Source organism: Moorena sp. SIO4A1, from assembly GCF_010672065.1.
Classification (GTDB): domain Bacteria; phylum Cyanobacteriota; class Cyanobacteriia; order Cyanobacteriales; family Coleofasciculaceae; genus Moorena.
Genome location: NZ_JAAHHX010000024.1, coordinates 90,875 through 112,285, shown reverse-complemented (window position 1 = coordinate 112,285; position 21,411 = coordinate 90,875). Strand labels below are relative to the sequence as shown.

The 21,411-nt window shown below is 43.2% G+C and carries 14 protein-coding genes; 6 read left to right on the top strand and 8 right to left on the bottom strand.

All coding sequences use genetic code 11. The annotated features are described in order from the left end of the window. Window positions 1-96: 96 nt before the first annotated feature. Genes hxpB through F6K53_RS17645 form a run of 3 tightly spaced genes read right to left on the bottom strand, consistent with a single transcriptional unit; the run spans window position 97 to window position 3,295 of the window. Window positions 97-765 (bottom strand): hexitol phosphatase HxpB, encoded by a 669-nt coding sequence (hxpB, locus tag F6K53_RS17655; RefSeq protein ID WP_293020654.1) that lies wholly within the window; start codon window positions 763-765, stop codon window positions 97-99. Window positions 766-776: 11 nt separating this feature from the next. After that, entirely contained in the window at window positions 777-1,754 is a 978-nt protein-coding gene (locus tag F6K53_RS17650; protein WP_293081483.1) for an alcohol dehydrogenase catalytic domain-containing protein, read from the bottom strand. After that, window positions 1,754-3,295, bottom strand: a complete 1,542-nt coding sequence (locus tag F6K53_RS17645; RefSeq protein WP_293045796.1) for an aspartate aminotransferase family protein — start codon at window positions 3,293-3,295, stop codon at window positions 1,754-1,756. Before F6K53_RS17645 ends, F6K53_RS17650 begins: the two co-directional genes overlap by 1 nt. Window positions 3,296-3,718: 423 nt before the next feature. On the opposite strand from F6K53_RS17645, the gene F6K53_RS17640 reads away from it, so the two are divergent. From F6K53_RS17640 to F6K53_RS17625, 4 genes are all read left to right on the top strand, one after another. Continuing rightward, window positions 3,719-4,438, top strand: coding sequence for a class I SAM-dependent methyltransferase (locus tag F6K53_RS17640; protein ID WP_366511354.1), 720 nt, complete (start codon window positions 3,719-3,721; stop codon window positions 4,436-4,438). A gap of 399 nt (window positions 4,439-4,837) precedes the next feature. Beyond that, window positions 4,838-5,047, top strand: coding sequence for a hypothetical protein (locus F6K53_RS17635; RefSeq protein WP_293066401.1), 210 nt, complete (start codon window positions 4,838-4,840; stop codon window positions 5,045-5,047). An 875-nt stretch (window positions 5,048-5,922) separates the two neighbouring features. Next, on the top strand, window positions 5,923-6,303 hold the full coding sequence (locus F6K53_RS17630; RefSeq protein ID WP_293081480.1) for a hypothetical protein: 381 nt from the start codon (window positions 5,923-5,925) through the stop codon (window positions 6,301-6,303). 2 nt (window positions 6,304-6,305) lie between these two features. Then, window positions 6,306-11,735, top strand: a complete 5,430-nt coding sequence (locus F6K53_RS17625) for a non-ribosomal peptide synthetase (RefSeq protein WP_293081477.1) — start codon at window positions 6,306-6,308, stop codon at window positions 11,733-11,735. Window positions 11,736-11,786: 51 nt separating this feature from the next. Here the strand turns inward: F6K53_RS17625 and F6K53_RS17620 are convergent, their stop codons facing one another. From F6K53_RS17620 to dxs, 5 genes are all read right to left on the bottom strand, one after another. Next, window positions 11,787-13,205 (bottom strand): cytochrome c biogenesis protein, encoded by a 1,419-nt coding sequence (locus tag F6K53_RS17620; protein ID WP_293081474.1) that lies wholly within the window; start codon window positions 13,203-13,205, stop codon window positions 11,787-11,789. Between the two features lie 62 nt (window positions 13,206-13,267). Further along, the gene (locus F6K53_RS17615; RefSeq protein ID WP_293020632.1) at window positions 13,268-14,008 is read right to left on the bottom strand and encodes a cytochrome c biogenesis protein CcdA; all 741 of its coding nucleotides are present in this window, start codon (window positions 14,006-14,008) and stop codon (window positions 13,268-13,270) included. Window positions 14,009-14,374: 366 nt separating this feature from the next. Next, window positions 14,375-14,992: a L,D-transpeptidase gene (locus tag F6K53_RS17610; RefSeq protein ID WP_293041402.1), complete on the bottom strand. Its 618-nt coding sequence runs from the start codon at window positions 14,990-14,992 to the stop codon at window positions 14,375-14,377. A gap of 90 nt (window positions 14,993-15,082) precedes the next feature. Continuing rightward, the gene (mtnA, locus tag F6K53_RS17605; RefSeq protein ID WP_293020624.1) at window positions 15,083-16,144 is read right to left on the bottom strand and encodes an S-methyl-5-thioribose-1-phosphate isomerase; all 1,062 of its coding nucleotides are present in this window, start codon (window positions 16,142-16,144) and stop codon (window positions 15,083-15,085) included. A gap of 93 nt (window positions 16,145-16,237) precedes the next feature. After that, on the bottom strand, window positions 16,238-18,145 hold the full coding sequence (gene dxs / locus F6K53_RS17600; protein WP_293020622.1) for a 1-deoxy-D-xylulose-5-phosphate synthase: 1,908 nt from the start codon (window positions 18,143-18,145) through the stop codon (window positions 16,238-16,240). An 89-nt stretch (window positions 18,146-18,234) separates the two neighbouring features. Here dxs and F6K53_RS17595 point away from each other — a divergent pair, with 89 nt between their 5' ends. Both F6K53_RS17595 and F6K53_RS17590 read left to right on the top strand, forming a co-directional pair. Further along, window positions 18,235-19,830, top strand: a complete 1,596-nt coding sequence (locus tag F6K53_RS17595) for a histidine kinase dimerization/phosphoacceptor domain -containing protein (protein ID WP_293081471.1) — start codon at window positions 18,235-18,237, stop codon at window positions 19,828-19,830. After that, the gene (locus F6K53_RS17590) at window positions 19,830-21,392 is read left to right on the top strand and encodes an ATP-binding protein (RefSeq protein WP_293081468.1); all 1,563 of its coding nucleotides are present in this window, start codon (window positions 19,830-19,832) and stop codon (window positions 21,390-21,392) included. Before F6K53_RS17595 ends, F6K53_RS17590 begins: the two co-directional genes overlap by 1 nt. Window positions 21,393-21,411 lie beyond the last annotated feature (19 nt).

Genomic DNA, 21,411 nt, shown 5'->3' with positions numbered 1-21,411 from the left:
ACCCTACGCAACTGTGGTGCGTTAGGGGCAGCAACCTAACTCTGGCTACCGAGAAAATTAGAACCCCCCTAACGCACCCTACGCAACTAACTTCTTTTACCGGTCAGCTAAAAACGTTTTCAGCCAAGGCTCCGTGATTTGTTCTAGTGATTTAAGGGTGACATCTGCGATCGCAAACCGTTCATCCTCTAGATTTTCTGGTGGTGGAACTGCAATACATGCCATGCTGGCAGCTTTGGCACTAATCACGCCACGAACCGAATCCTCTAAGGCAACACACTTTGTTGGTTCTATACCCAGACGACGGCTAGCGGTGAGATATACTGCTGGATGGGGTTTACCAAATTCCTCCGCTTCTGCTGATGTAATCACATCAAAGGCATCCTTTAAATCGAGCCGTTTGAGTACTGTATCAATTAGACCGATGGGAGATGAAGTGGCTAGGGCTAGGGGTAAGTTTAATTCCCGACACAACTTTACGGCTTCAATTGCACCTGGCATCGGTTGTCCCATGGTCATCAATAGCTCACTCATCCGAGCGATCATTCTTCGACATACCTCAGCTTGGCTCATACCAGTCCAAGGAAATCGAGCATACCAATACTTGACCACCTCATCGTTTCGCAAACCCATTGTTTGAGAAGACATACTCTCGTTCATGGGAATGCCAAGGTCATTGAAGACTTCGATTTCTACCTTCGACCAAAACGGCTCACTATCAATTAGTAAACCATCCATATCAAAGATCACAGCTACATCCTGCATCAGAATCTTCCTCAAGCGTCGAGATCTACAACAGTTCGGGTTCCAGGCTGTGGACTCCAATTAGTCAATTCTATAGGAAGCTTCTCAAGAGGGATAAACCGACCCAACAGTTGTTCAAAGAATGCCTCGTCGCCCTTGATGGATGCGATCGCAGCCGCAATGGTTTCGTCTGTAGCACCAGCAAAAGATGTTATTACCGCAATCTCTCGCATAAATAACTCATGGGGAGAAATCGGTAAAGAAATCCCTGGTTTAGGAACACCATAGATACAGACTAAACCGCCTTTACGAACAAGATCCAGTGCTGTAGCCAGACCCCCTGGTGAACCGGAACATTCCACCACCACGTGTGCCTGGTTTGGTTCTGGAACTTGGATCCGTTCAATTCCCAATCTGTTTAGCCAAGGGAGCGGCTCTTTGGTGATATCATAGACTTTAATCTCTCCCTTAAAATTGGGGGAATGATTTAGGAGGTAGGTAATTAGAGTACCTGAAATACCTCCCCCAATCACCAGGACTTTAGGGTGTGAAGTAGCTAATAAATTAACACCAGCTAAAATCCGTTTTACTCCCCTTACTGCACAACTTAAAGGCTCAATCAGCACCCCTAAAGCTGGATTGGATAATTCAAAAGGATGTAGGGAATTTATAGGAGCACAAATTTGATCAGCATATCCTCCATGTTCATTTACTCCAAGTTCTTGGAGATTGATGCAATGACTAGTTAATCCCTCTAAACAATAACTACATTTTCCACAGGAAATCTCATTATTGAGGGCAAAATGACCTTTTTGATTAGGCAGGCTACAGACTACTTCATGACCAAGAATACAATCTTTATCTAAGCCTGCTGCGGTTAGTTGCTGGTCTGTTTTACAGACTCCCACAAATTCCACCTTAGCAATTACTTCATTATCTTGAGTTTTGCTAGGCTCAGGAAACTCGCGAATTTCTACTTGATTGGCTTTGGATAAAACTGCTGCTCTCATCAAATAGCTCCTGCGGTTTCAGCGGTTGGACATAATAGGATATCAAGCTTTTGTAGGACTTGATCTAAAACACCAATAGTGCAATCAATTTCTTCGTAGCTGATATCAAGATAAGGAGCAAATTTCAAAACGTTCAGGTCGTATCCTCCGGTTTGGAGAATCATGCGCCAACTCTGGTCTTTCCAAATAAAATCATTATCCTGAGCAATGCTTGCTGCTAGTTTGGCAGACCCTTTGTAAGGTATACCCTTTTCATCAGCAAAAACCATGTTAAGTATAAGTCCGAGTCCATCTACGCTATAGACACAGGAATGACGGGCTTGGAGTTCTTTTAGTTTGGTCAAAAAGTACAAACCTTTTGCTGGTACTGATCTTTCGTAGTCTTGTGCCAGCATATAACGCCATGTTGCTAAAGCAGCAGCAGTTCCGAGAGGATGGTTAGCAAAGTTGCTATGGGCGTGTCCAGGAGTGAAAAAGTCTGGTGCTACTAGGTCTTCTCGTGCCCAGACTAAGCTAACTGGACTCAAACCATTGGTGAAGGATTTGCTCAACGTAATAATATCTGGGACAAACCCAAAATGTTCGAAGGCAAATAATTTACCAGTACGGTACATACCAACTTGAATTTCGTCATCAAAGACAAGAAGTCCGTGCTTTTGTCGTAACTCACTGATAAACCCTTTAAAGAAATCCCTGGGTGGGATGGTGTAGCCTCGTCCTTGACAAGGTTCTACAACTATGGCACCCACTTCTGAACTAGTTTCACTTGCGATGCCATAAAATTCGTTGGAGAATGCCTTGCGAATCATGCGCTCGCAGTATAAGTCACAGGTTTCTCGTTCCTTTTCATAGAAACACTGAGCGCAGTTAGCAAACGGCAACATAACTGCCCGTTCTGAGAACTCATTAAAATACTGTCGATATCGATGACTACTCGAAAGGTTGAGAGTACCAAGAGAGCGACCATGATAACCACCCATCATCACAGCTACTTTATTCTTGCGGGTGTTTTTACGAATAATCTTTAGGGCATCTTCCACCACAAGTGCGCCGCCCACATTAAAAGATACTCGGCCTTTGACACCGGTTCTTTCATACATCGCATCTACTACTTGTTTCGCGATTAATAATTTTTCACGATGTAGAAAGTCGCCATTGGCTTGAGGTAATGTATGGAGTTGTTTAGTAACCTCTGATTCAATCTCTGGATTGCGATACCCAAAGTTACAACTTGAGTGCCACATTCCCGTATCGATATAGGATTTGCCTTCATCGTCGAAAACCAATCCCCCCTTACAACCAGTTACAATGATTGGTCGCTCTTGATAGTGAACCGTATCCCCCCAACAGAGGTATTCCTGATCAATTTGGCGAAGAGCCTGGCTGTCGAGTGTAGTTGGTGAATCTAGTATTTCCTTATCTAAGACCGATTTTTTTTTGATGCCTTGGGGCAAGGACATTTCTGTACTAGCGCCACACCAGTCATTACCAGTTTTTGAGATTATTACCTGATCTAGACTTTCTTGATTAATTTCGGTCATGAGGTAACTCTTTATCTTCTCTTTACTTTTTGTTTACCATTTCTTTACCCAGGTTTAATTATCACATGATGTTCAAATAATCGCGATTTCAAGGGGAAAGATTTTGTAAAACTTAACAAAACAAGTTTCCTTGCCAAGATACTTGACAAAAATTGATATATGTGTAGTAAAGGGGTTTTTAATTCGGTAAGGTACAAAGTTCTGGGTTTTAGGTAGCTTCGGAGCTTCTGAGCTTCTGAGCTTTGGAGCTTCAAAGCTGGGAAAAAATCCTGTATACCTAATAGTGATTTTTTTTAATTACAATTATCATTATACTTATTCAGTTATTTATATTATTAGATTTATTGACAAAATGCACATTTTAAAGTAAAAGGAATGGTGAAAAGTTAGATTAAATTATGTTAACTTAAAAATTAAAATAAAATTAAGCTGTCACTTCATTGTTTACCAGAAGAATACAAGGCGTTTGTCCTCTCTTATATTTCTCCTGGTATGGAGGTTTTAGAATTAGCTTCCGGTTCGGGACGGTTCAGCATTAACCTGCTGGAAAAAGGAGCTCAAGTCACAGGGATTGAAATTGATGCAGGAATGCTCAATCAGGCACGAGTTAAGCTCAGTGACTGGTTAAAAAAAGGACAGCTTGAACTGATTCATGGGGATATCCGTCGTTTTGAACTGAAACGGCAATTTGATTTTGCTTTCTTATCAGGGGAAGTTTTGGGTGAGATATCAGAAGTAGAGGATCGCTACCGCGCATTTCAATGTATCTCAACACATTTGAAACCTGGAGCACGTCTTTTAATTATTACTGATAATCCTGGTTATTATCTGCAAGGGGGATATCGTCGAACGATTACCCGTAGCCGTCAGTTACCTGATGGAAACCTTGTAAAAATGACTGAGGATCGAAGCTACGACCCGATCGGAATGTATCAGATGACAATACTGCAATATTTGGTCTCATCAAAGGAGAGTTGTTTTCACTTTAGTCATCCTAGAAAAACAGGAATTGTCCTACCCAATGAAATCCGCTTACAAGCTCATTTGACTGGCTTTCGACTGGTAGCAGAATATGGTAACTATCAGCGTGATGAATTGCTTCCTTCATCTCCAAGAGCTATTTATATCTTAGAAAAGTCTTGAATTTAATCATTGTAAGACCTGGGGGGGCGACTTGTTGCCCCCCTCAGTATATTCTCAAAGATTTAGCCAGAGATGCACCCTGTTTCCTATTCCATTTGTTATTAGATTGACGGTAATAGCGTGCCTCCGCAAGCTCTTTGAATTAGCCGATTTTTCAACAGCAATGCTCTGAAAGAACCGCTACGCGATTGACCTGCATGTCACGCTACGCGAACGCATAAATTTAGCGATGGTCTGAAAGAACCGCTACGCGATTGACCTGCATGTCACGCTACGGGAAGGATTTTTTGAAATTCATTCTCAAATTACATTACCAAAAAAAATTTATTTATCAAAACCCTTTAAAAAAATCTATAATAATTACAATAATTAATATAAACGTAATTAATTTTTTTAGTCATGTCTACAGAATTTATTCCGAATCAAGACAATAACCCAAAAAAACAACGTATTAAGTACATTAAGGGCTCTCCTGAAGCAGTAACCAATACTATTTACGGCCTTTATGCACTGGGGTATGCAGATGTTTCCGACTGGAGCCCTTTGCAGCCGACGGGAATTCCTGGGGAAGTAATTAGTTTTGCAACCAAGTATTCGACTTGGGGTTAATAGGTTAAATTTCTGGGGGGGTTTCCCCCCCGGTCTGGTCCGGTAGGATTACATCCGGATTGATTCGGAAACTGATAGACAAGACAATTGCGTTTGCAGCACTGAAATAGCCGTGGATATTATTTCTACGGCTATTTTTTTTGCTTTTAATTGAATGCAATTGGCAAGCTATCGATTGTTGTTTTTTCGGGAAATATTATTGGATAATTAAATATTATCTGATCCCAACAATTAACATCCGTTACCAGGATTAAAAAATGCCATAATCGGCGGCATCAACTAATCGAAAAACTACCTGGTATTTAACCCCATCATAGTTACCTGAGGAATGGAGTTTTTCTAGTATCATCAGATGCTCCTCCCAGTCTTACCAATCCTTCGTTGTTTTAACTAACATGACGGCATAGTTAAGTCCGGAAGAGCCCTATAAATATCGGAAAAATGGGCGGGATTTTGTAAATTTTTGTTTCAAAAATTCACACCTGTCCCAGAGATATATAGTATAATAACTATGGTTTTACCACAACTTGGCAATCAGGGCGATCGCAGAACACGAAAACTAGGGATTTGCCACCCAACCGCCTGATCGCTGAAAGCATTATTGGTCGATTAACTTGCCTGATCGTGTGGTCTTACTATATAACCCTGATCGAGGCTCTCACTTTCAAAGCACAATCACTCACTTATCGCGCTTAGTAAGGTGGGAATACCCTGACCTAATAAGCACCTGGCTCGAGCACAAACTCAGGCTAGTTAAGAGCCGTGAGTAAGCGTTGAAATTCAACTAGTTCTTTGGCTTGACTGTGGACTGACAACTTGATTAAAGAATTATTGGTATCTGACTTTTTTGAACTGCTTGTTTTGGGAGTAGCAGAGTGGCGAGTTGTGTAAATTATTTCCCCAATGGGGAGTCGAAATTCTTGAGTTTAGTTGATTTATTAGGCGAAAGAGCGCAAGCTATGCCTAATCAGCAAGCCTATATCTTTCTGCAAAACGGAGAAACCGAATCAGGGAGTCTTACCTATGGGGAATTAGATAGACAAGCAACAGCGATGTTCCTTTGGAACCGCTTCGCGAACGCATCTCATCTCCAGCAATGGCAAGGAGAACGAGTTTTACTGTTATACCCTTCTGGATTAGAGTTGATTAGCGCTTTTATGGGCTTTAAGAATGTAACTGAGTATCTAGAGGTAGATCATAGAGTATTACAAGTTCCAGATAATCTGGCAATAGATGAAGAAATAATAGAGATTTAATTATGAATAACAACCAGGTAAATATAGTTGAATTTATATCTTGGCTTCACAACCAGGGGATTAATATCTCAACCAACGGTGAAAAACTCCTTTGTCGTGTTAATAAAGGAACTATAACCCCTGCGCTACGCCAACAAATAGCTGAACGTCAAGCAGAAATTATAGTTTTTTTGCAACAAAATGGTCAAGGTTATAATACTAATTACCCACCAATTAAAGCTATTCCTAGAGACAAAAAAATACCCCTATCTTTTAGTCAAGAACGACTGTGGTTTATTGATAAACTTGAAGGTTCAAAAGCTCCTTATATTGAGCACGGTGCTTTACAAATCACCGGTAACCTAAATGTGTTAGCCCTAGAACAAGCCTTATCAGAAATAGTTTTTCGTCACGAAGTATTACGGACAAGTTTCCCCACTCTCAATGGCACACCAACACAGGTAATTCACCCCGACAGCACCATTAACATCAATGTGGTGGACTTACAACAATACCCAGAACCAGAACGGGAGACTATCTTAAAGCAAGAAGTACAACGTGAAGCAACAACTCCCTTTGACTTAGAGGTAGCACCATTAATCCGCTGTAAATTATGGCAACTAGACAGCAGTGAGTATGTGTTAGTGCTGACCATGCACCACATTGTATCGGATGGTTGGTCGATGGGAATATTAATCGAAGAACTATCAAGTTTATATCAAGCTTTTTGTGTAGGAGCTCCATCCCCCTTACCGGAATTACCGATTCAATATGCTGACTTTGCCCTTTGGCAAAGACAATGGTTAAGTGGAGAAATACTAGAAACCCAACTTAATTACTGGAAACAGAAATTAGAGGGTGCTCCCAAATTATTACAGTTAGCTACTGACTACCCTCGCCCAACTGCGCCAACTTATCAGGGTCGGACTGAAAGTTTTAGTTTAAATACTGAATTAACCCAGAAGTTGCAAACCCTGTCTCGAGATAGTGGTACTACCTTATTTATGACTCTGTTAGCGGCGTTTGGGACTTTACTATATCGTTACAGCGGTCAAGAAGATATTTTAATTGGTACACCTATAGCCAATCGCAATCGCCGTGACATAGATCCACTAATTGGCTTCTTTGTCAATACCCTGGTATTGAGAACCCATTTTGACGATAATCCCAGTTTTTCTCAGTTGCTTACACAAGTCAGGGACACCACACTCAAAGCTTATGAACATCAGGATGTACCGTTTGAACAGGTAGTATCCGCATTGCAACCCCAACGGTCTTTGAGTCATTCCCCCCTGTTCCAGGTGATGTTTGTGCTGCAGAATGCACCGATGGGGAAATTAGAGTTACCAGGTCTGAGTTTGAGTCAGTTCAATCAACACAGTACTACCTCTAAGTTTGATTTGACCCTGTCAATGACGGAAACAGAGCTTGGATTGGTGGGGACATGGGAGTACAACACAGACTTATTTGATGGGTCTACTATTAAACGGATGGCAACTCATTTCCAGAACTTGTTGTCAGCAATTGTGGACAATCCCCAACAGGTAGTCTCAGAGTTACCTTTGTTGAGTGCAGAGGAACGTCATCAACTGTTGGTGGAGTGGAATGATACTGCCAGTGAATATCCCAAAGATAAATGTATTCATCAGTTAGTTGAGGAGCAGGTCGAGAAAACACCAGATGCTGTGGCCGTGGTGTTTGAACAAGAGCAGTTGACTTATCAGCAATTAAATCAAAGGGCGAACCAACTCGCACATCACCTACAAAACTTAGGAGTAAAACCAGAAGTATTGGTGGGGATTTGTGTGGAACGTTCTGTACAGATGGTGGTAGGACTGTTGGGGATACTCAAGGCTGGTGGTGCTTATGTACCCCTGGATCCTAATTATCCCTCAGAACGACTGAGTTATATGTTAGAAGATTCAGGTGTGGAAGTATTGTTGACTCAACAGTCTCTAGTAGAATCTTTGCCCTCACATAACACACAGATGGTTTATTTGGATAGTGAATGGGGAGCAATTGAGGAATATAGTCAAGATAATCTTGAAGTTGGGGTTGACTCGGATAATTTGGCTTATGTGATTTATACTTCTGGTTCTACTGGTAAACCAAAGGGTGTACAAATTAACCACAAAGCATTGGTGAACTTTATTGAATCAATGCAGCAAAAACCAGGATTAGAATCAACGGATATTTTTCTATCAGTTACTACCTTATCTTTTGATATTGCTGGATTAGAATTATATCTTCCCTTAATTACCGGTGCACGCTTAGTTGTTATAAGCCTAGAAATTGCCACAGATGGAATGCTTTTAGCACAAAGTCTAGACAACTACCAAGTAACTACAATGCAAGCAACTCCGGCAACTTGGAGATTATTGTTAACTGCAGGATGGAAAGGAAACAAACAATTAAAAATTCTATGTGGTGGAGAAGCATTAGATAAAACGCTTGCCGGTGAATTACTTAAAAATAGCAAACATTTATGGAATTTATATGGTCCGACAGAAGCAACTATTTGGTCTACATTAGCTCAATTAGAGCATAATTTTAGTGGTTATTTTGTTCCTATTGGAAAAGCCATTAATAATACTCAAATCTACATCCTAGATGGCCATCTCCAACCAGTACCCATAGGAGTACCTGGAGAATTATACATAGGAGGTAATGGACTAGCCCGAGGATACCTCAATCGCCCAGAACTAACGAAAGAAAAATTCATTACCAACCCCTTCTGTAGTTCCAAAACAGAACGACTCTACAAAACAGGAGACCTGGCGAGATACCTACCAGACGGTAACATTGAATTTCTCGGTCGGATCGATAACCAAGTCAAAATTCGAGGCTTCCGTATTGAACTCGGAGAAATCGAAGCAGTCCTGTCCACCCACCCCCACATCCAACAAGCTGCAGTCATTGCCCGAGAAGATATTCCTGGTAACAAACGCTTAGTTGCTTATGTAGTTTGTGAGCAAAACAATCAATCCATTGTCGAAAATCCATTACAATCATCACAGATTGAGCAATGGCAAGGAATATATAATAATATCTACAGTGACGCAGTAGAAATTAAACAAACCAGTTACAACACTCTAGGTTGGAAAAGCAGCTATACAGGTAACCAAATCCCTAAGGAGCAAATGCGTCAATGGGTAGATTCCACTGTTGAAAAAATTATCTTTTGGCAACCCAAACATGTGTTGGAGATCGGTTGTGGCACAGGCATGTTGCTGTTCCAGATTGCTCCTCATTGTTTGAGTTACCATGGTACCGATTTTAGTAAGGTAGCTTTAGATTATGTTCAGCAGCAAATCCAGCCGTTGGAAGATAGCTATTCACATGTAAGCCTAAGCCAAAAACTGGCTGATGATTTTACAGGCATTGAAAAAGGCCGATTCGATGCTGTTATCCTTAACTCAGTTGTGCAGTATTTTCCAAGCATCGATTACCTGATAGAAGTTTTGAAAGGTGCAGTAAATAGTTTAACGAAAGGAGGTTTCCTATTTGTCGGTGATGTTCGCAGCTTGCCATTATTAGAAACGTTTCATACCGCAACTAAGTTTGATCGCGCCTCAGATTCATTAACCATAGACAAATTGAGGCAGCAGGTAAAAACAGCTGTTAAGCAAGAAGAAGAATTGGTGATCGACCCAGCCTTCTTTCTAGCTTTAAGGGAATATATCCCAGAAATAAAACAAGTTCAAATCCAGTTGAAACCTGGGGATTATCAGAATGAGCTAACTAAGTTCCGTTACGATGTAATTCTTCATGTTGGCCAGGAAGTATGTGCCACAGTCACCCCCGAATGGCTTGACTATGATCAAGAGGGTTTAAACTTATCAGCTATCAAACGAATTTTACTAGATAAGAAGCCAGAGGTGGTTGGTATTAAGCACATCCCTAATGCTCGTTTGCAAGAAGAAGTCACACTTGTTCAAGAGCTTGATGACTTCAGGAAACTCGAAACTGTAGGTCAATTGCGTAAGATTTTGCAGGAGAAAAAACACATAGGGGTAGAGCCGGACAATTTATGGAATTTGAAGGATGAATTACCTTATTCGGTACATATTACTTGGTCTGGTACTGGCGGCAATGGTTGCTATGATGCCATCTTTATACGTAATGAATCGGCCTGTGACTCCCAAAGGGTAATTCCAAACTTGGAAGCAACTGTTCCAATCAAAGCCTGGAGTGCTTATGCCAACAATCCCTTAAAGCAAGAATCGAATCGCCATCTGGTTTCACAATTATCTAGCTTCCTCAAAACGAAATTACCAGAATACATGGTGCCCAGTGCCTTAGTGATTTTGGAGACTCTACCGTTGACACCAAACGGCAAAGTAGACCGATTTGCCCTACCCGCACCTGATGGGAAAATTACCCGAGAACATAAATACGTCGCACCACGTACAACCATAGAACTTCAACTGACTCAAATCTGGTCAGAAGTTTTGAATCTCACCTCTGTCGGAGTACAAGATAACTTCTTTGAACTGGGCGGTCATTCCCTTCTAGCTGTCCGTCTGATGTCAAAAATTCAACAACAATTCCAAATCAATTTACCTTTAGCCACCCTTTTCCAAAGTCCCACCATTGAACAACTAGCCAGCCTTCTGGGTTCTTCAGTAAATACACAAAATCCCATCTTAGTGGGCATTAAAACCAGTGGAAACCAACCTCCATTATTCTGTATTCACCCGGTTGGTGGCAATGTCCTGTGTTATGCAGAGTTAGCTCGTCATTTAGCTCAAGATTATCCAGTATATGGTTTACAATCTCTTGGTTTAGATGGGCAACAGCAACCCTTAACTTCTGTTGAGGAGATGGCATCCCATTATATTGAGGCAATAAAACCAATTCAACCCCAAGGACCATTACACCTCATTGGCTGGTCTATGGGAGGTGTAATTGCTTATGAGATGGCACAACAATTACAGGCTAAAAATACTCCAGTGGCTCTTCTAACTTTAATAGACAGTTATGCACCCACTGTAATGCGGAAACCTTCAGAAATAGATCAAGCCATGATAGTAAATCAATTGGCTCAAGATTTGGGAGGTCTCTATGGTCAAGAGTTAGATATATCCCATGAAACACTTAGACAACTTGAACATCCGATGCAAGTCAAGCATCTATTTGAGCAAGGCAAACAGCAAGGGATATTCCCATCAGACATAGAAATAGAGCAAATGCGTTCTTTATGGGAAGTTTTTCAAGCAAATATGATGGCAAACTCTCATTATCAACCAAAAGCTTATCCAGGTTCACTTCTCCTTATAAATGCTAGTCAAACTTCCCCAGCAGTAATTGAAGACCCAACCCATGGCTGGGGTTCTCTAGTTCTAGGTGATATCCAAACTCACACTATTACTGGAGACCATTACACTATTATGAAAGCCCCTCAAGTTGAGGGTCTAACTGCAGAATTGAACAACTATCTATTGAACAACTAGCACGTCTTGGCCGCACTGGCTCCCCTGTTCGGAAGCTGCATCGCTAAATACTTAAGCAGATTTTGCGAGTAAAGGTTCTACGGTCTGGGATGATTCACCGACCTGCTCTAAAATCTCAATCAATTCCCGTTCAAAGGTGACCAAAGCACGATTGGTTTTCCCACCAATATAAAAGCGATCGCCTTTTTGTAATGCCCAAATCTGAGAGTGGGAGACATAACTCATCAGTACCCCTAACATCAGTAAGCCAAAGCCAGTGTAAACAAAGGGAATACCGGGGTCCGCTTTAATTTGTAAGCCAGTGCTGCCGATGACATCTTTAATTTTAAGTATTACCCCATTGACCTTAATCCCCATACCAGAACGAACAGTTGAAACGAGATTACCGGTTCCATCATAAACAAACAGGGTTCCCTGCAAATCCCTAGCTAAAAGGGATACCCCTTCACTTAAATCAGGTTTTGTCGGAACCCAAGTGCCCCAAATCCGCCCCTCACCATTAGTGGGAAGTTGTGCCATGGGAAGCTGGAAAATTGGACTATTATTCAACTGCACCTGAATCCCAGCAATCCCCCAATCGGTTTGGTAAAAGGTGACACCTCGATATCTGAGAGGCTTATTCACATAAATAGTTTCTTGGTCAATGTCTTCACCTTGACTATCCAAAACTGACAGATTGGAGTAAAATTGATCAATATCCCCGGACGGAGTGTAATCTATCCAGAAGCGATTCACCCGCACTGACAAATCTTTGGGGATTTGGGGCCAAGCAAACGGACCGGCATCAATAATGTTTCTAACTTGGAATGTATTGCCACTGGTAACCATTTCCTGAGCGGTAAACCCTGTCATTGACCCCCAAATTGACCCTCCCAGGATAATCAACATACTGGCATGTACTACAATTGGACCAATCCGTCCGATAATTCCTTTACGGGCGTAGATAGTATCCCCCTCTTGGAATACCTTGTAACGCCGCTTCTCTAACAACTCAGTCAGGGAAGTAAAAGAGCCCTTGTCCAACTCTACACTCAAGGCAAGTTTCCCAAACTGGCGGGGTTCTTTATAAAACTTCCAATTCCGGGCTGCTTTTAAAGCCGGAAATTGACGAGTGAAGGTACAAGCGGTCAGACTACTACCGAATAACACTAATAAGGACAAAAACCACCAAGTCCGGTAGACATGATCTAACCCTAGGAGCAACAACACCTTCCAGCTGAGGAAACCAAACAAAGCTGGGTCTTCAGGATAATTGGCTTGGTAAAACGCCAGAGATTCCCCCTGTTCAATCACTGTACCGCTGATGCTAAATAATGCGATCGCAAGCAGCAAGATAATCGCTAACCGTAAGTTAGCCAGCACTGATACTAACCGACGCCACAACCGACTGCCACTCATCAATGATGAGTTTTCTGATAAGTTATCTGATGAATTTTCTGATGAGTTATCTGATGAGTTTTCTCTAGTCATATTAAGTCTAGTTAATTACTTGCTTTCTTGATAGTACGACGCACTCAGCACTCAGTACTCACTCAAAAAATTCCCACTGGAATCCGAGACAACAACGAAAACACACCAAATCCCACCAATAGCGCACCACTTACTGGTGTAATCCAAGCCGACCACTGTCGCAATTCTAATAATCGTTTAATTGAAGCAGTAAACGTACCTGCCAAGATCAAGGGTGCCACATAACCAGCTGTGTAAGACAACAGCAAGGCACCACCTAACACTAAATCTTTAGTTGAGACAACCCAAGCCAGTAACGTTGCTAATACCGGTGTACTGCAAGGAGAAGCGACTAAACCGAAGGTCAAACCAATGAGATAAGAGCGTAACCCTTTCGGCCATTCCTGGGAAATCCAATCCATACCACCCCAACTTGGAAACTGTAGCGGTAGTGCTTCTAGTAAATTCAACCCCATAATAATGGCGATTACGCTGACAATAATCGGTAAGCCAACACCGATTTGACCATAGACTCGCCCGATAGATGCTGCGATAATTCCTAATGCAGCTAAGGTTGTGGCTAAGCCTAAGGCAAACCATACCGATTGGGTAGCAGCTTGCAGCCGTCCTTGATTTTCATAACCACCGATGTAGCCCATCGTGATCGGTAGCATTGATAGCATACAGGGGGTTAGGCTAGTCAGCAACCCAGCAGCAAAGATGATGGCTATGCTGACTAGGCTCAGGTGAGTCAGTTGGCTGTCAACCAGGTTATTAGCGAATTGTTGGAGTTGATAGAGTTGAGTCGAGAATGTGTCAAGCATAGGGAATCTAAACACCCAGTTTGCTTGAATTGTAGCGTATTTAACCCCTCAAGTACGGTGAGCAAATGCCAGGGATATATACCAACAAGCTTGAATCACCATCGTTTGCCAACCCTACCCTAATACTAATATCAAGTCCGGTTGAATACCCATAATAAAAGTTTGGGGAGGGTGGGGAGATGGGGAGATGGGGAGATGGAGATGGGGGAGATTTTATTAAGGGTAATTATCCGGAAATCATATAAGTTTCTATCGGCAGTGCGATCGCGTTATCAGGGGTAGGTTGCTGAGTCTCAGGTTCCCTGAGGAACCTGCCTCAATCCCCAGCACGAGGATTACTCGCGCCGGGGGAGTTGTCAAAAATAACTATTCCTGTACCTTTACAGAAGTTCCCAAAGCCACTCTGTTATACAAAGCTTTGACATCATCATTACGCATCCGGATGCAACCGTGAGACACTGCTTCTCCCACCAGTTCCTCAGCATTGGTACCATGGAAGCCGATGTAGTTTGTTCCATCACTCCAAAATGCCATCCACCTTGGACCAAGAGGGTTTTCTGGTCCTGGAGCAACGATTTCACCAGTTATAGGATGCTTCCAAACTGGATTTTGAACCATCTGTGTCACTTGGAAATTGCCTGTAGGGGTTTCCCAACCAGGCTGACCGATGGCAACTGGATAACTGGCTTCGAGTTTATCTCCTCGATAAACATAAACACGACGCTCACTTAGTTTAATCACTAAACGAGGGGTATTATTAAAGAAATCTTCCTCTTGCCGCAGATAGTGATTGACTTCTTCGAGAGGAGACAATTCTGGTGTTTCAACCCTTGGCAAAAAGCTTTCATAGCGAATTTCTTTCCAGTTAGTGAAACTAGTATTGGTTAGATCAGCGGCGGCGGTGGCTACCTCTGCGTATAATAACGGGATAGCTACACTTAAGCCACACACAATTAAGCGTTGGGTGGACAGTTTTCCGTTCACGATTTCCTCTTAGCTATTTGATATTTTATGTTATTTTAATTGATCATTTTAGTTACCCCTACTCCCTACTCCCTAAAACCAAGATAGATGTCACACTGATTGCTTAATGTTAAGTTGTGACAGCTCACTGGGGGCAACTGCACCTTTTTCAGTAATAATGGCAGTAATTAACTCCGCCGGAGTCACATCAAAAGCTGGGTTATAAAATTCCACTTTAGGGGGACAAATCACTGTCTCCCCAATCTGATAAATTTCTGAGGGGTGACGTTCTTCAATGGGAATCTCTTGGCCTGTAGATAGCTGAAAATCAATGGTTGAGATCGGAGCAGCCACAAAGAAGGGTATCTGATGAGCTTGAGCAATCAGGGCTAAACTATAGGTACCAATTTTGTTAGCCGTATCCCCATTGGCAGCAATTCGATCAGCTCCCACTACAACCGCATCAATTAGCCCTTGTTTCATACAATGGGCGGCCATGCTATCGGTAATTAAAGTAACGGGAATACCTTCTTCGACGCATTCCCAGGTCGTTAACCTAGCACCTTGCAAGCGGGGGCGGGTTTCGCCAGCATATAATCTGGCTAATCGCCCATCCCGCCACGCCGAACGCACCACTCCCAAGGAAGTACCATACCCAGCGGTTGCCAACGCTCCTGCATTACAATGGGTCAGAAGACACAGTTTGTCGGGGGTTTTCGGTAATACCTCTAATCCGCGATCGCCTATGGCTTGACAGGTTTGTAAATCCTCCAGCTGAATTTGTTTAGCTGTTTCAAGTAAGGAAGCTTTAATCTCTTCTACTGTCCCGATCGTTTCATAGGCATTTTTAAGCATCCGCATGATTGCCCAAAACAAATTCACGGCTGTAGGACGAGTTTGCCGCAACTGCTGCGCTACAACTTCAAGCTGTTCAAGGAAAGCCTTACGTTCTTGAGTTTTAATCTCTCTTGCGCCAAGGTAAATGCCATAAGCCGCTGCTACCCCAATAGCTGGTGCTCCCCGAACAATCATAGTTTTAATCGCCTCAACCATATCTTCACAGCGACTGATTTCTACAATGGCATATTTTTTGGGTAAGCTGTTTTGGTCAATAAGGATAACTCGGTCGTTTTCCCAAACAACGGGATACACTTGGTATGTGGATGAATTCATCGAAAATCTGTATATTGTTAATTTCTATATTGTTAACGGTTAACGGTTCCGTTAACCGTTAACCGTTAACTGTCAACTGTTAACATTCATAGATTAACTAACACCAGAGGGCTGTCTATTAAAGAATGCTTCCCTGATCTGTTCAGCAATTTGAGAGCCAGTTAGCCCCAAATCAGCTTTTGATTCATCGGGCTTGGCATGATCCACTAATTGATCCGGTACACCAAAGCGCTTGAGGGGAACTAATATATCATTATCCATCAGTGCTTCTGCCACCGCTGAACCAAAGCCACCCATTAAGCACCCTTCTTCTAGGGTAACTACACGACCAATTTTCTGAGCCAAGGGGAAGATTAATTCTGTATCTAGGGGCTTGACAAAACGAGCATTAATCACCGTTGTTTCAATACCATGCTCGCTAAGAATTTCAGCGGCTTGCATGGCGGTGTAAACCATACTGCCGTACCCTAGCATTAACAGGTCGTCACCATTACGCAAGAGTTCTGCTTTACCAATGGGTAGGGCTTCCCAACCATCTTCCATCAGGGGAACGCCATAACCACTACCCCGAGGATAGCGCATGGCAATCGGACCATCGGTGTGGTTTACTCCTGTAACTACCATACGTTGCAGTTCAGCTTCGTCTTTGGGAGCCATAATTACCATATTGGGAATGCATCGCAAATAGGCGATATCATACATCCCTTGGTGAGTAGGGCCATCAGCACCCACAATTCCCGCACGGTCGAGGCAGAAAAAGACCGGTAGGTTTTGGATACAAACGTCGTGAATGATTTGGTCGTAAGCCCGTTGTAAGAAGGTGGAGTAAATAGCTGCAACTGGCCGCATTCCTTCACAGGCTAGGCCAGCCGCTAGGGTGACCGCGTGTTGTTCCGCAATCCCCACATCAATGTATTGGTTAGGGAGTTTTTCTTGCAATTTATTCAACCCTGTCCCAGTAGCCATAGCTGCCGTGATGCCAATGATTTTGGGATTATTCTGAGCTAGTGTGACCAGGGTGTGGGCAAACACTTTGGAATAGCCGGGGGGTTTGGGTTTTTTAGCGGGAAGCGCTTTACCCGTAGCTAGGTTGAAGGGACTTTGGGCATGGTAACCCACTTTGTCCGCTTCTGCGATCGCATACCCCTTGCCCTTCGTAGTTGCCACATGCACCAGCACTGGTCCATCTAGCTTGTGGGCGTTGGTAAAGGTGGAAATTAACTCCTCTAGATTGTGACCATCCACCGGTCCGATGTAAGTAAAGCCAAGTTCTTCAAATACTGCTCCGACCTTAGGTACAGCTAAACGCTTCATCCCTTCCTTGAGCCGTTGCAAGTCTGGGGATAAAGACTCACCGACAAAGGGGAGATGTTTGAACTGTTCCTCCAAATTGTCAGTAATAAACTGCATTGGCTCAGAAAGCCGCACTTTGTTGAGGTAACGAGGAATAGCCCCCACATTGGGGGAGATGGACATCTCATTGTCATTGAGCACCACCAGGAGTTTAGTATGGGGTAAATGTCCTGCATGATTGATGGCTTCCAAGGCCATGCCACCGGTCAGAGCACCATCACCAATAACTGCTGCAACTTTGAAATTTTCCCCTCTGCGGTCTCGGGCGAGGGCCATACCCAAAGCAGAAGAAATACTGGTGGACGCATGACCTGCTCCAAAGTGATCAAACTTATTCTCGCAGCGCTTTAGATAACCAGCAATACCATCTTTCTGCCGTAGGGTATGGAATCGGTTATAGCGCCCCGTGAGCATTTTGTGGGGATAAGCTTGGTGTCCCACATCCCAGACTACCTTATCATAGTCAAGGTCAAGTGTTTGATACAGAGCTAGGGTTAATTCTACCACTCCCAAGCCTGGCCCTAAGTGACCACCACTAGTAGCTATGGTTTGGAGATGTTTCTCGCGAATTTGACGGGCAATTTCCTCTAGTTGACGAATCGATAGACCGTGCAACTGATTTGGATGAGTAATTTCACTGAGATGCATACCGTCTCTTTGAATTGCTACTGGATTGTGTTAATGTTTATCTTTCGACTCCCTAAAAGTATCCAATAATTTGGCGCTTCAAGGGTTATATGGAAGCTAAAGATTACCTGAAAAATGGCATTTCTGGTCAATTTTCCATTGTAAATTTTCCTGGCGACCAGCAGCCCCTCACCATTGCTCCCGATACTCCAGTAACGGAAGCGATCGCTACGATGAATCAAACTGGAAGGAGCTATGTGCTGGTAGTACAGCACCAGAAATTGGTAGGAATTTTTACAGAACGGGATGTGGTCAAAGTAGCAACAGCTGGAATGGTACACTCAGGGGTTTCCATTGCTGATGTGATGACTCAAGAGTTAATTACCTTGCCCATCATACCGACACCGGACATTTTCTTGGTAGAGTCCCAATTACGTCAACACCAGATTCGTCACCTACCCCTAGTGGATGAGCAAGGTCAAGTAGTACGTGTGGTGACCCCCCACACCATGGCAGCAATCCTCTCTGCTATCGTGACTAAGGTCGAAGACTTACAGCAACAGTTGACTCAAAAAGAAAGGGAATTAGTGGCAGCTAATCAGCGATGGCAGCAGGAAGTTGCTGTCAATCAGCAGTTTGAGGAGGAATTGGGGGAAAATGAACATGCTTGGCAGTTGAGCCAAGAACGTCTTGAGAGTATTCTGGCTGACCTAGAAGCAGTGGTATGGTCTTTTGATCCTTCGATTGACAAACTGCTTTATCTTAACAGTGCTACCGAGCAAGTCTATGGTCGCAGTATCACTGAGTTCTTCGGAAACTTACGCCTGTGGGAATCAGTGGTTCACCCAGAGGATCTCGAAACCTATCAACTGGCAGAGCAAACCCTGCTGTCAACTGGTGCCAAAGATATTGACTACAGAATTTTGCGACCGGATGGAGCTGTGAGTTGGATTCGCCATCGTGCTCACCTCCTCAAGGATGCTAATAACACTCCCACTCGGATCTATAACATAGCCATCGACATCACACAGCTCAAACAGGTCGAGGAAAACCTCAAAGCTACCCTAGTTGAGAAAGAGGTGCTGCTCCAAGAAATTCACCATCGGGTCAAAAACAACTTACAAATTGTTTCTGGCTTGCTACACTTGCAATCTGTGACAATAGATGAACCCCAAACCCGACTACACCTGTCGGAAGCTCGCCATCGCCTTGAAGCCATGGCTCTCATTCATAAGAAACTTTATGGTGCCTCAGTGATAGGCAACCTGGATGTAGTCGATTATATCCAGAACCTAGCCGTGAACTTACTGGTAGCTTATCAAATAACTAGCGATAGGATTCAGTTGCACACCACTATTGAACCCATTCCGCTCAGTATTGATCAGGCCATCCCTTGCGGTCTAATCATCAATGAACTGGTATCCAATTCCCTGAAGTACGGGTTTCCCAATGGACGCTCTGGTGAGATTCACATTGAATTGCACCGTAGCGGGGACGATGACGTTGAATTGATTGTCCGAGATAATGGAGTTGGTTTACCAGAACAGTTAGATTGGCGTAATACCCAGTCTTTAGGATTATCGTTAGTTTATGACCTGGCAACGGAGCAACTAGAGGGGAGTATGTTTCAGGGCCATAGCGAGGGCACAGCTTTCAGAATATTATTCTCAACACCAACAATTGTAGAGGCAATAGGACAACAATAGTGGTTACCAGGGTGTTAGTTGTAGAAGACGAAGTTATTGTTGCTAAGACAATTGCTAGCCAGCTTAAGCAACTGGGGTATATGGTATCAGCTACTGCTTCATCTGGCTCTCAAGCCATTACCAAAGCCGCTCAAACTAAGCCTGACTTAGTGCTGATGGACATTTTCCTCAAAGGCAAGATGGATGGTATTACTGCTGCTAGGCAAATCCGTGAACATTTACGTATTCCTATCGTCTATTTAACTGCCTATGGGGATGAAGATACCTTGCAAGGGGCTAAAGTTACCCAACCCTTTGGTTATGTGACCAAACCCTTTAACGACAGAGACTTGCGGGTTGCTATTGAAATTGCTCTCCAGCAATACCAGATGGAGCAGTCGTTGCAGAGCAGCCAAGCTCAGTTGTCATCCATTTTAAACTCTATCGATGATGCAGTTATTGCTACCACGACCCAAGGTATCATTACCTTTATGAATGCTCCCGCTGAAGCTCTGACTGGCTGGAACCAATCCGAGGTATGGGGGCGAGATCTGACCTCAGTGTTGCCAATTGTTAATGATCTGACTGGTAATCTAGTCAAGTATCCCCTAGATAAAGTAATCAAGACCGGACAAGTTGTCTATCTGGGCGAGCATAACGCTTTGATTACAAAGGATGGTGGTCGAATTGCCGTTGGTAATAGTGCTTCACCCCTAAAAGACCAACTGGGAAACGTGAATGGAGTAGTGCTCGCGTTTTGGGATATCAGCGAGGATCCTCAGACAGAAATGTTAGAGCAGGTGTTGGAAAAAGAGCAAGAAATCCAAGATTTCCGCTCCCAGTTCGTCTCCACCGTTTGCCACGAATTCCGTAATCCCCTCAGTGTGATCCTAACTGCCGCTGAATTACTTAAGCGCTATGGTAATCTGGCCACTCAGGAGCAAAAGCACCGTTATCTAAAACGAATTACTATTTCAGTAGAGCGCATGACTGAGTTGATGGAAGAGGTGTTGCTAATCGGTCAAGCTGAAGTAGGTCGGCTAGAATTTATTCCAACTCCGATGAACTTAGAGCAATTCTGCCAGGATTTAATTGCAGAACTATGCCTAGATGAAGCCAGCCGCAACCGGATTGTTTTTACCTCTGACGGGGCCTATACAGAAGTCTGTATGGATGATAAACTCATACATTACATTATAACTAATCTGCTTACTAATGCTCTAAAGTATTCTCCTTCTCATGAAATCGTGACCTTTCACCTAACCTGTGATCTGAAACAGCAGTTGGTTGTGTTCCGCATCCAGGATAAAGGAATTGGAATTGCTGAAGCAGACCAAAATCAAATTTTCGAGTCTTTTTATCGAGCAAAAAATGTGGGAACAATTCAAGGGACTGGTCTGGGATTATCGATTGTGAAACGCTGTGTGGAACAGCATCAGGGAGAGATTGAACTGACTAGTCAATTGGGCGTTGGGACAACATTTACGATTAAAATTCCCATAGTAAGTAATGGGGAAGTCAGATGTCAGACGTGTGACGTGAGAAGTGCTGATTGGCAAGGGCTCGGGAGTAGTAGCAATTAGCAATTACCTTTGTAGGGAT

Excerpts from the sequence above, each read along its gene's own strand:
- hxpB (WP_293020654.1), bottom strand. The coding sequence starts at position 765 with ATGCAGGATGTAGCTGTGATCTTTGATATGGATGGTTTACTAATTGAT.
- F6K53_RS17650 (WP_293081483.1), bottom strand. The coding sequence starts at position 1,754 with ATGAGAGCAGCAGTTTTATCCAAAGCCAATCAAGTAGAAATTCGCGAG.
- F6K53_RS17645 (WP_293045796.1), bottom strand. The coding sequence starts at position 3,295 with ATGACCGAAATTAATCAAGAAAGTCTAGATCAGGTAATAATCTCAAAA.
- F6K53_RS17635 (WP_293066401.1), top strand. The coding sequence starts at position 4,838 with ATGTCTACAGAATTTATTCCGAATCAAGACAATAACCCAAAAAAACAA.
- F6K53_RS17625 (WP_293081477.1), top strand. The coding sequence starts at position 6,306 with ATGAATAACAACCAGGTAAATATAGTTGAATTTATATCTTGGCTTCAC.
- F6K53_RS17620 (WP_293081474.1), bottom strand. The coding sequence starts at position 13,205 with ATGACTAGAGAAAACTCATCAGATAACTCATCAGAAAATTCATCAGAT.
- F6K53_RS17615 (WP_293020632.1), bottom strand. The coding sequence starts at position 14,008 with ATGCTTGACACATTCTCGACTCAACTCTATCAACTCCAACAATTCGCT.
- mtnA (WP_293020624.1), bottom strand. The coding sequence starts at position 16,144 with ATGAATTCATCCACATACCAAGTGTATCCCGTTGTTTGGGAAAACGAC.
- dxs (WP_293020622.1), bottom strand. The coding sequence starts at position 18,145 with ATGCATCTCAGTGAAATTACTCATCCAAATCAGTTGCACGGTCTATCG.
- F6K53_RS17595 (WP_293081471.1), top strand. The coding sequence starts at position 18,235 with ATGGAAGCTAAAGATTACCTGAAAAATGGCATTTCTGGTCAATTTTCC.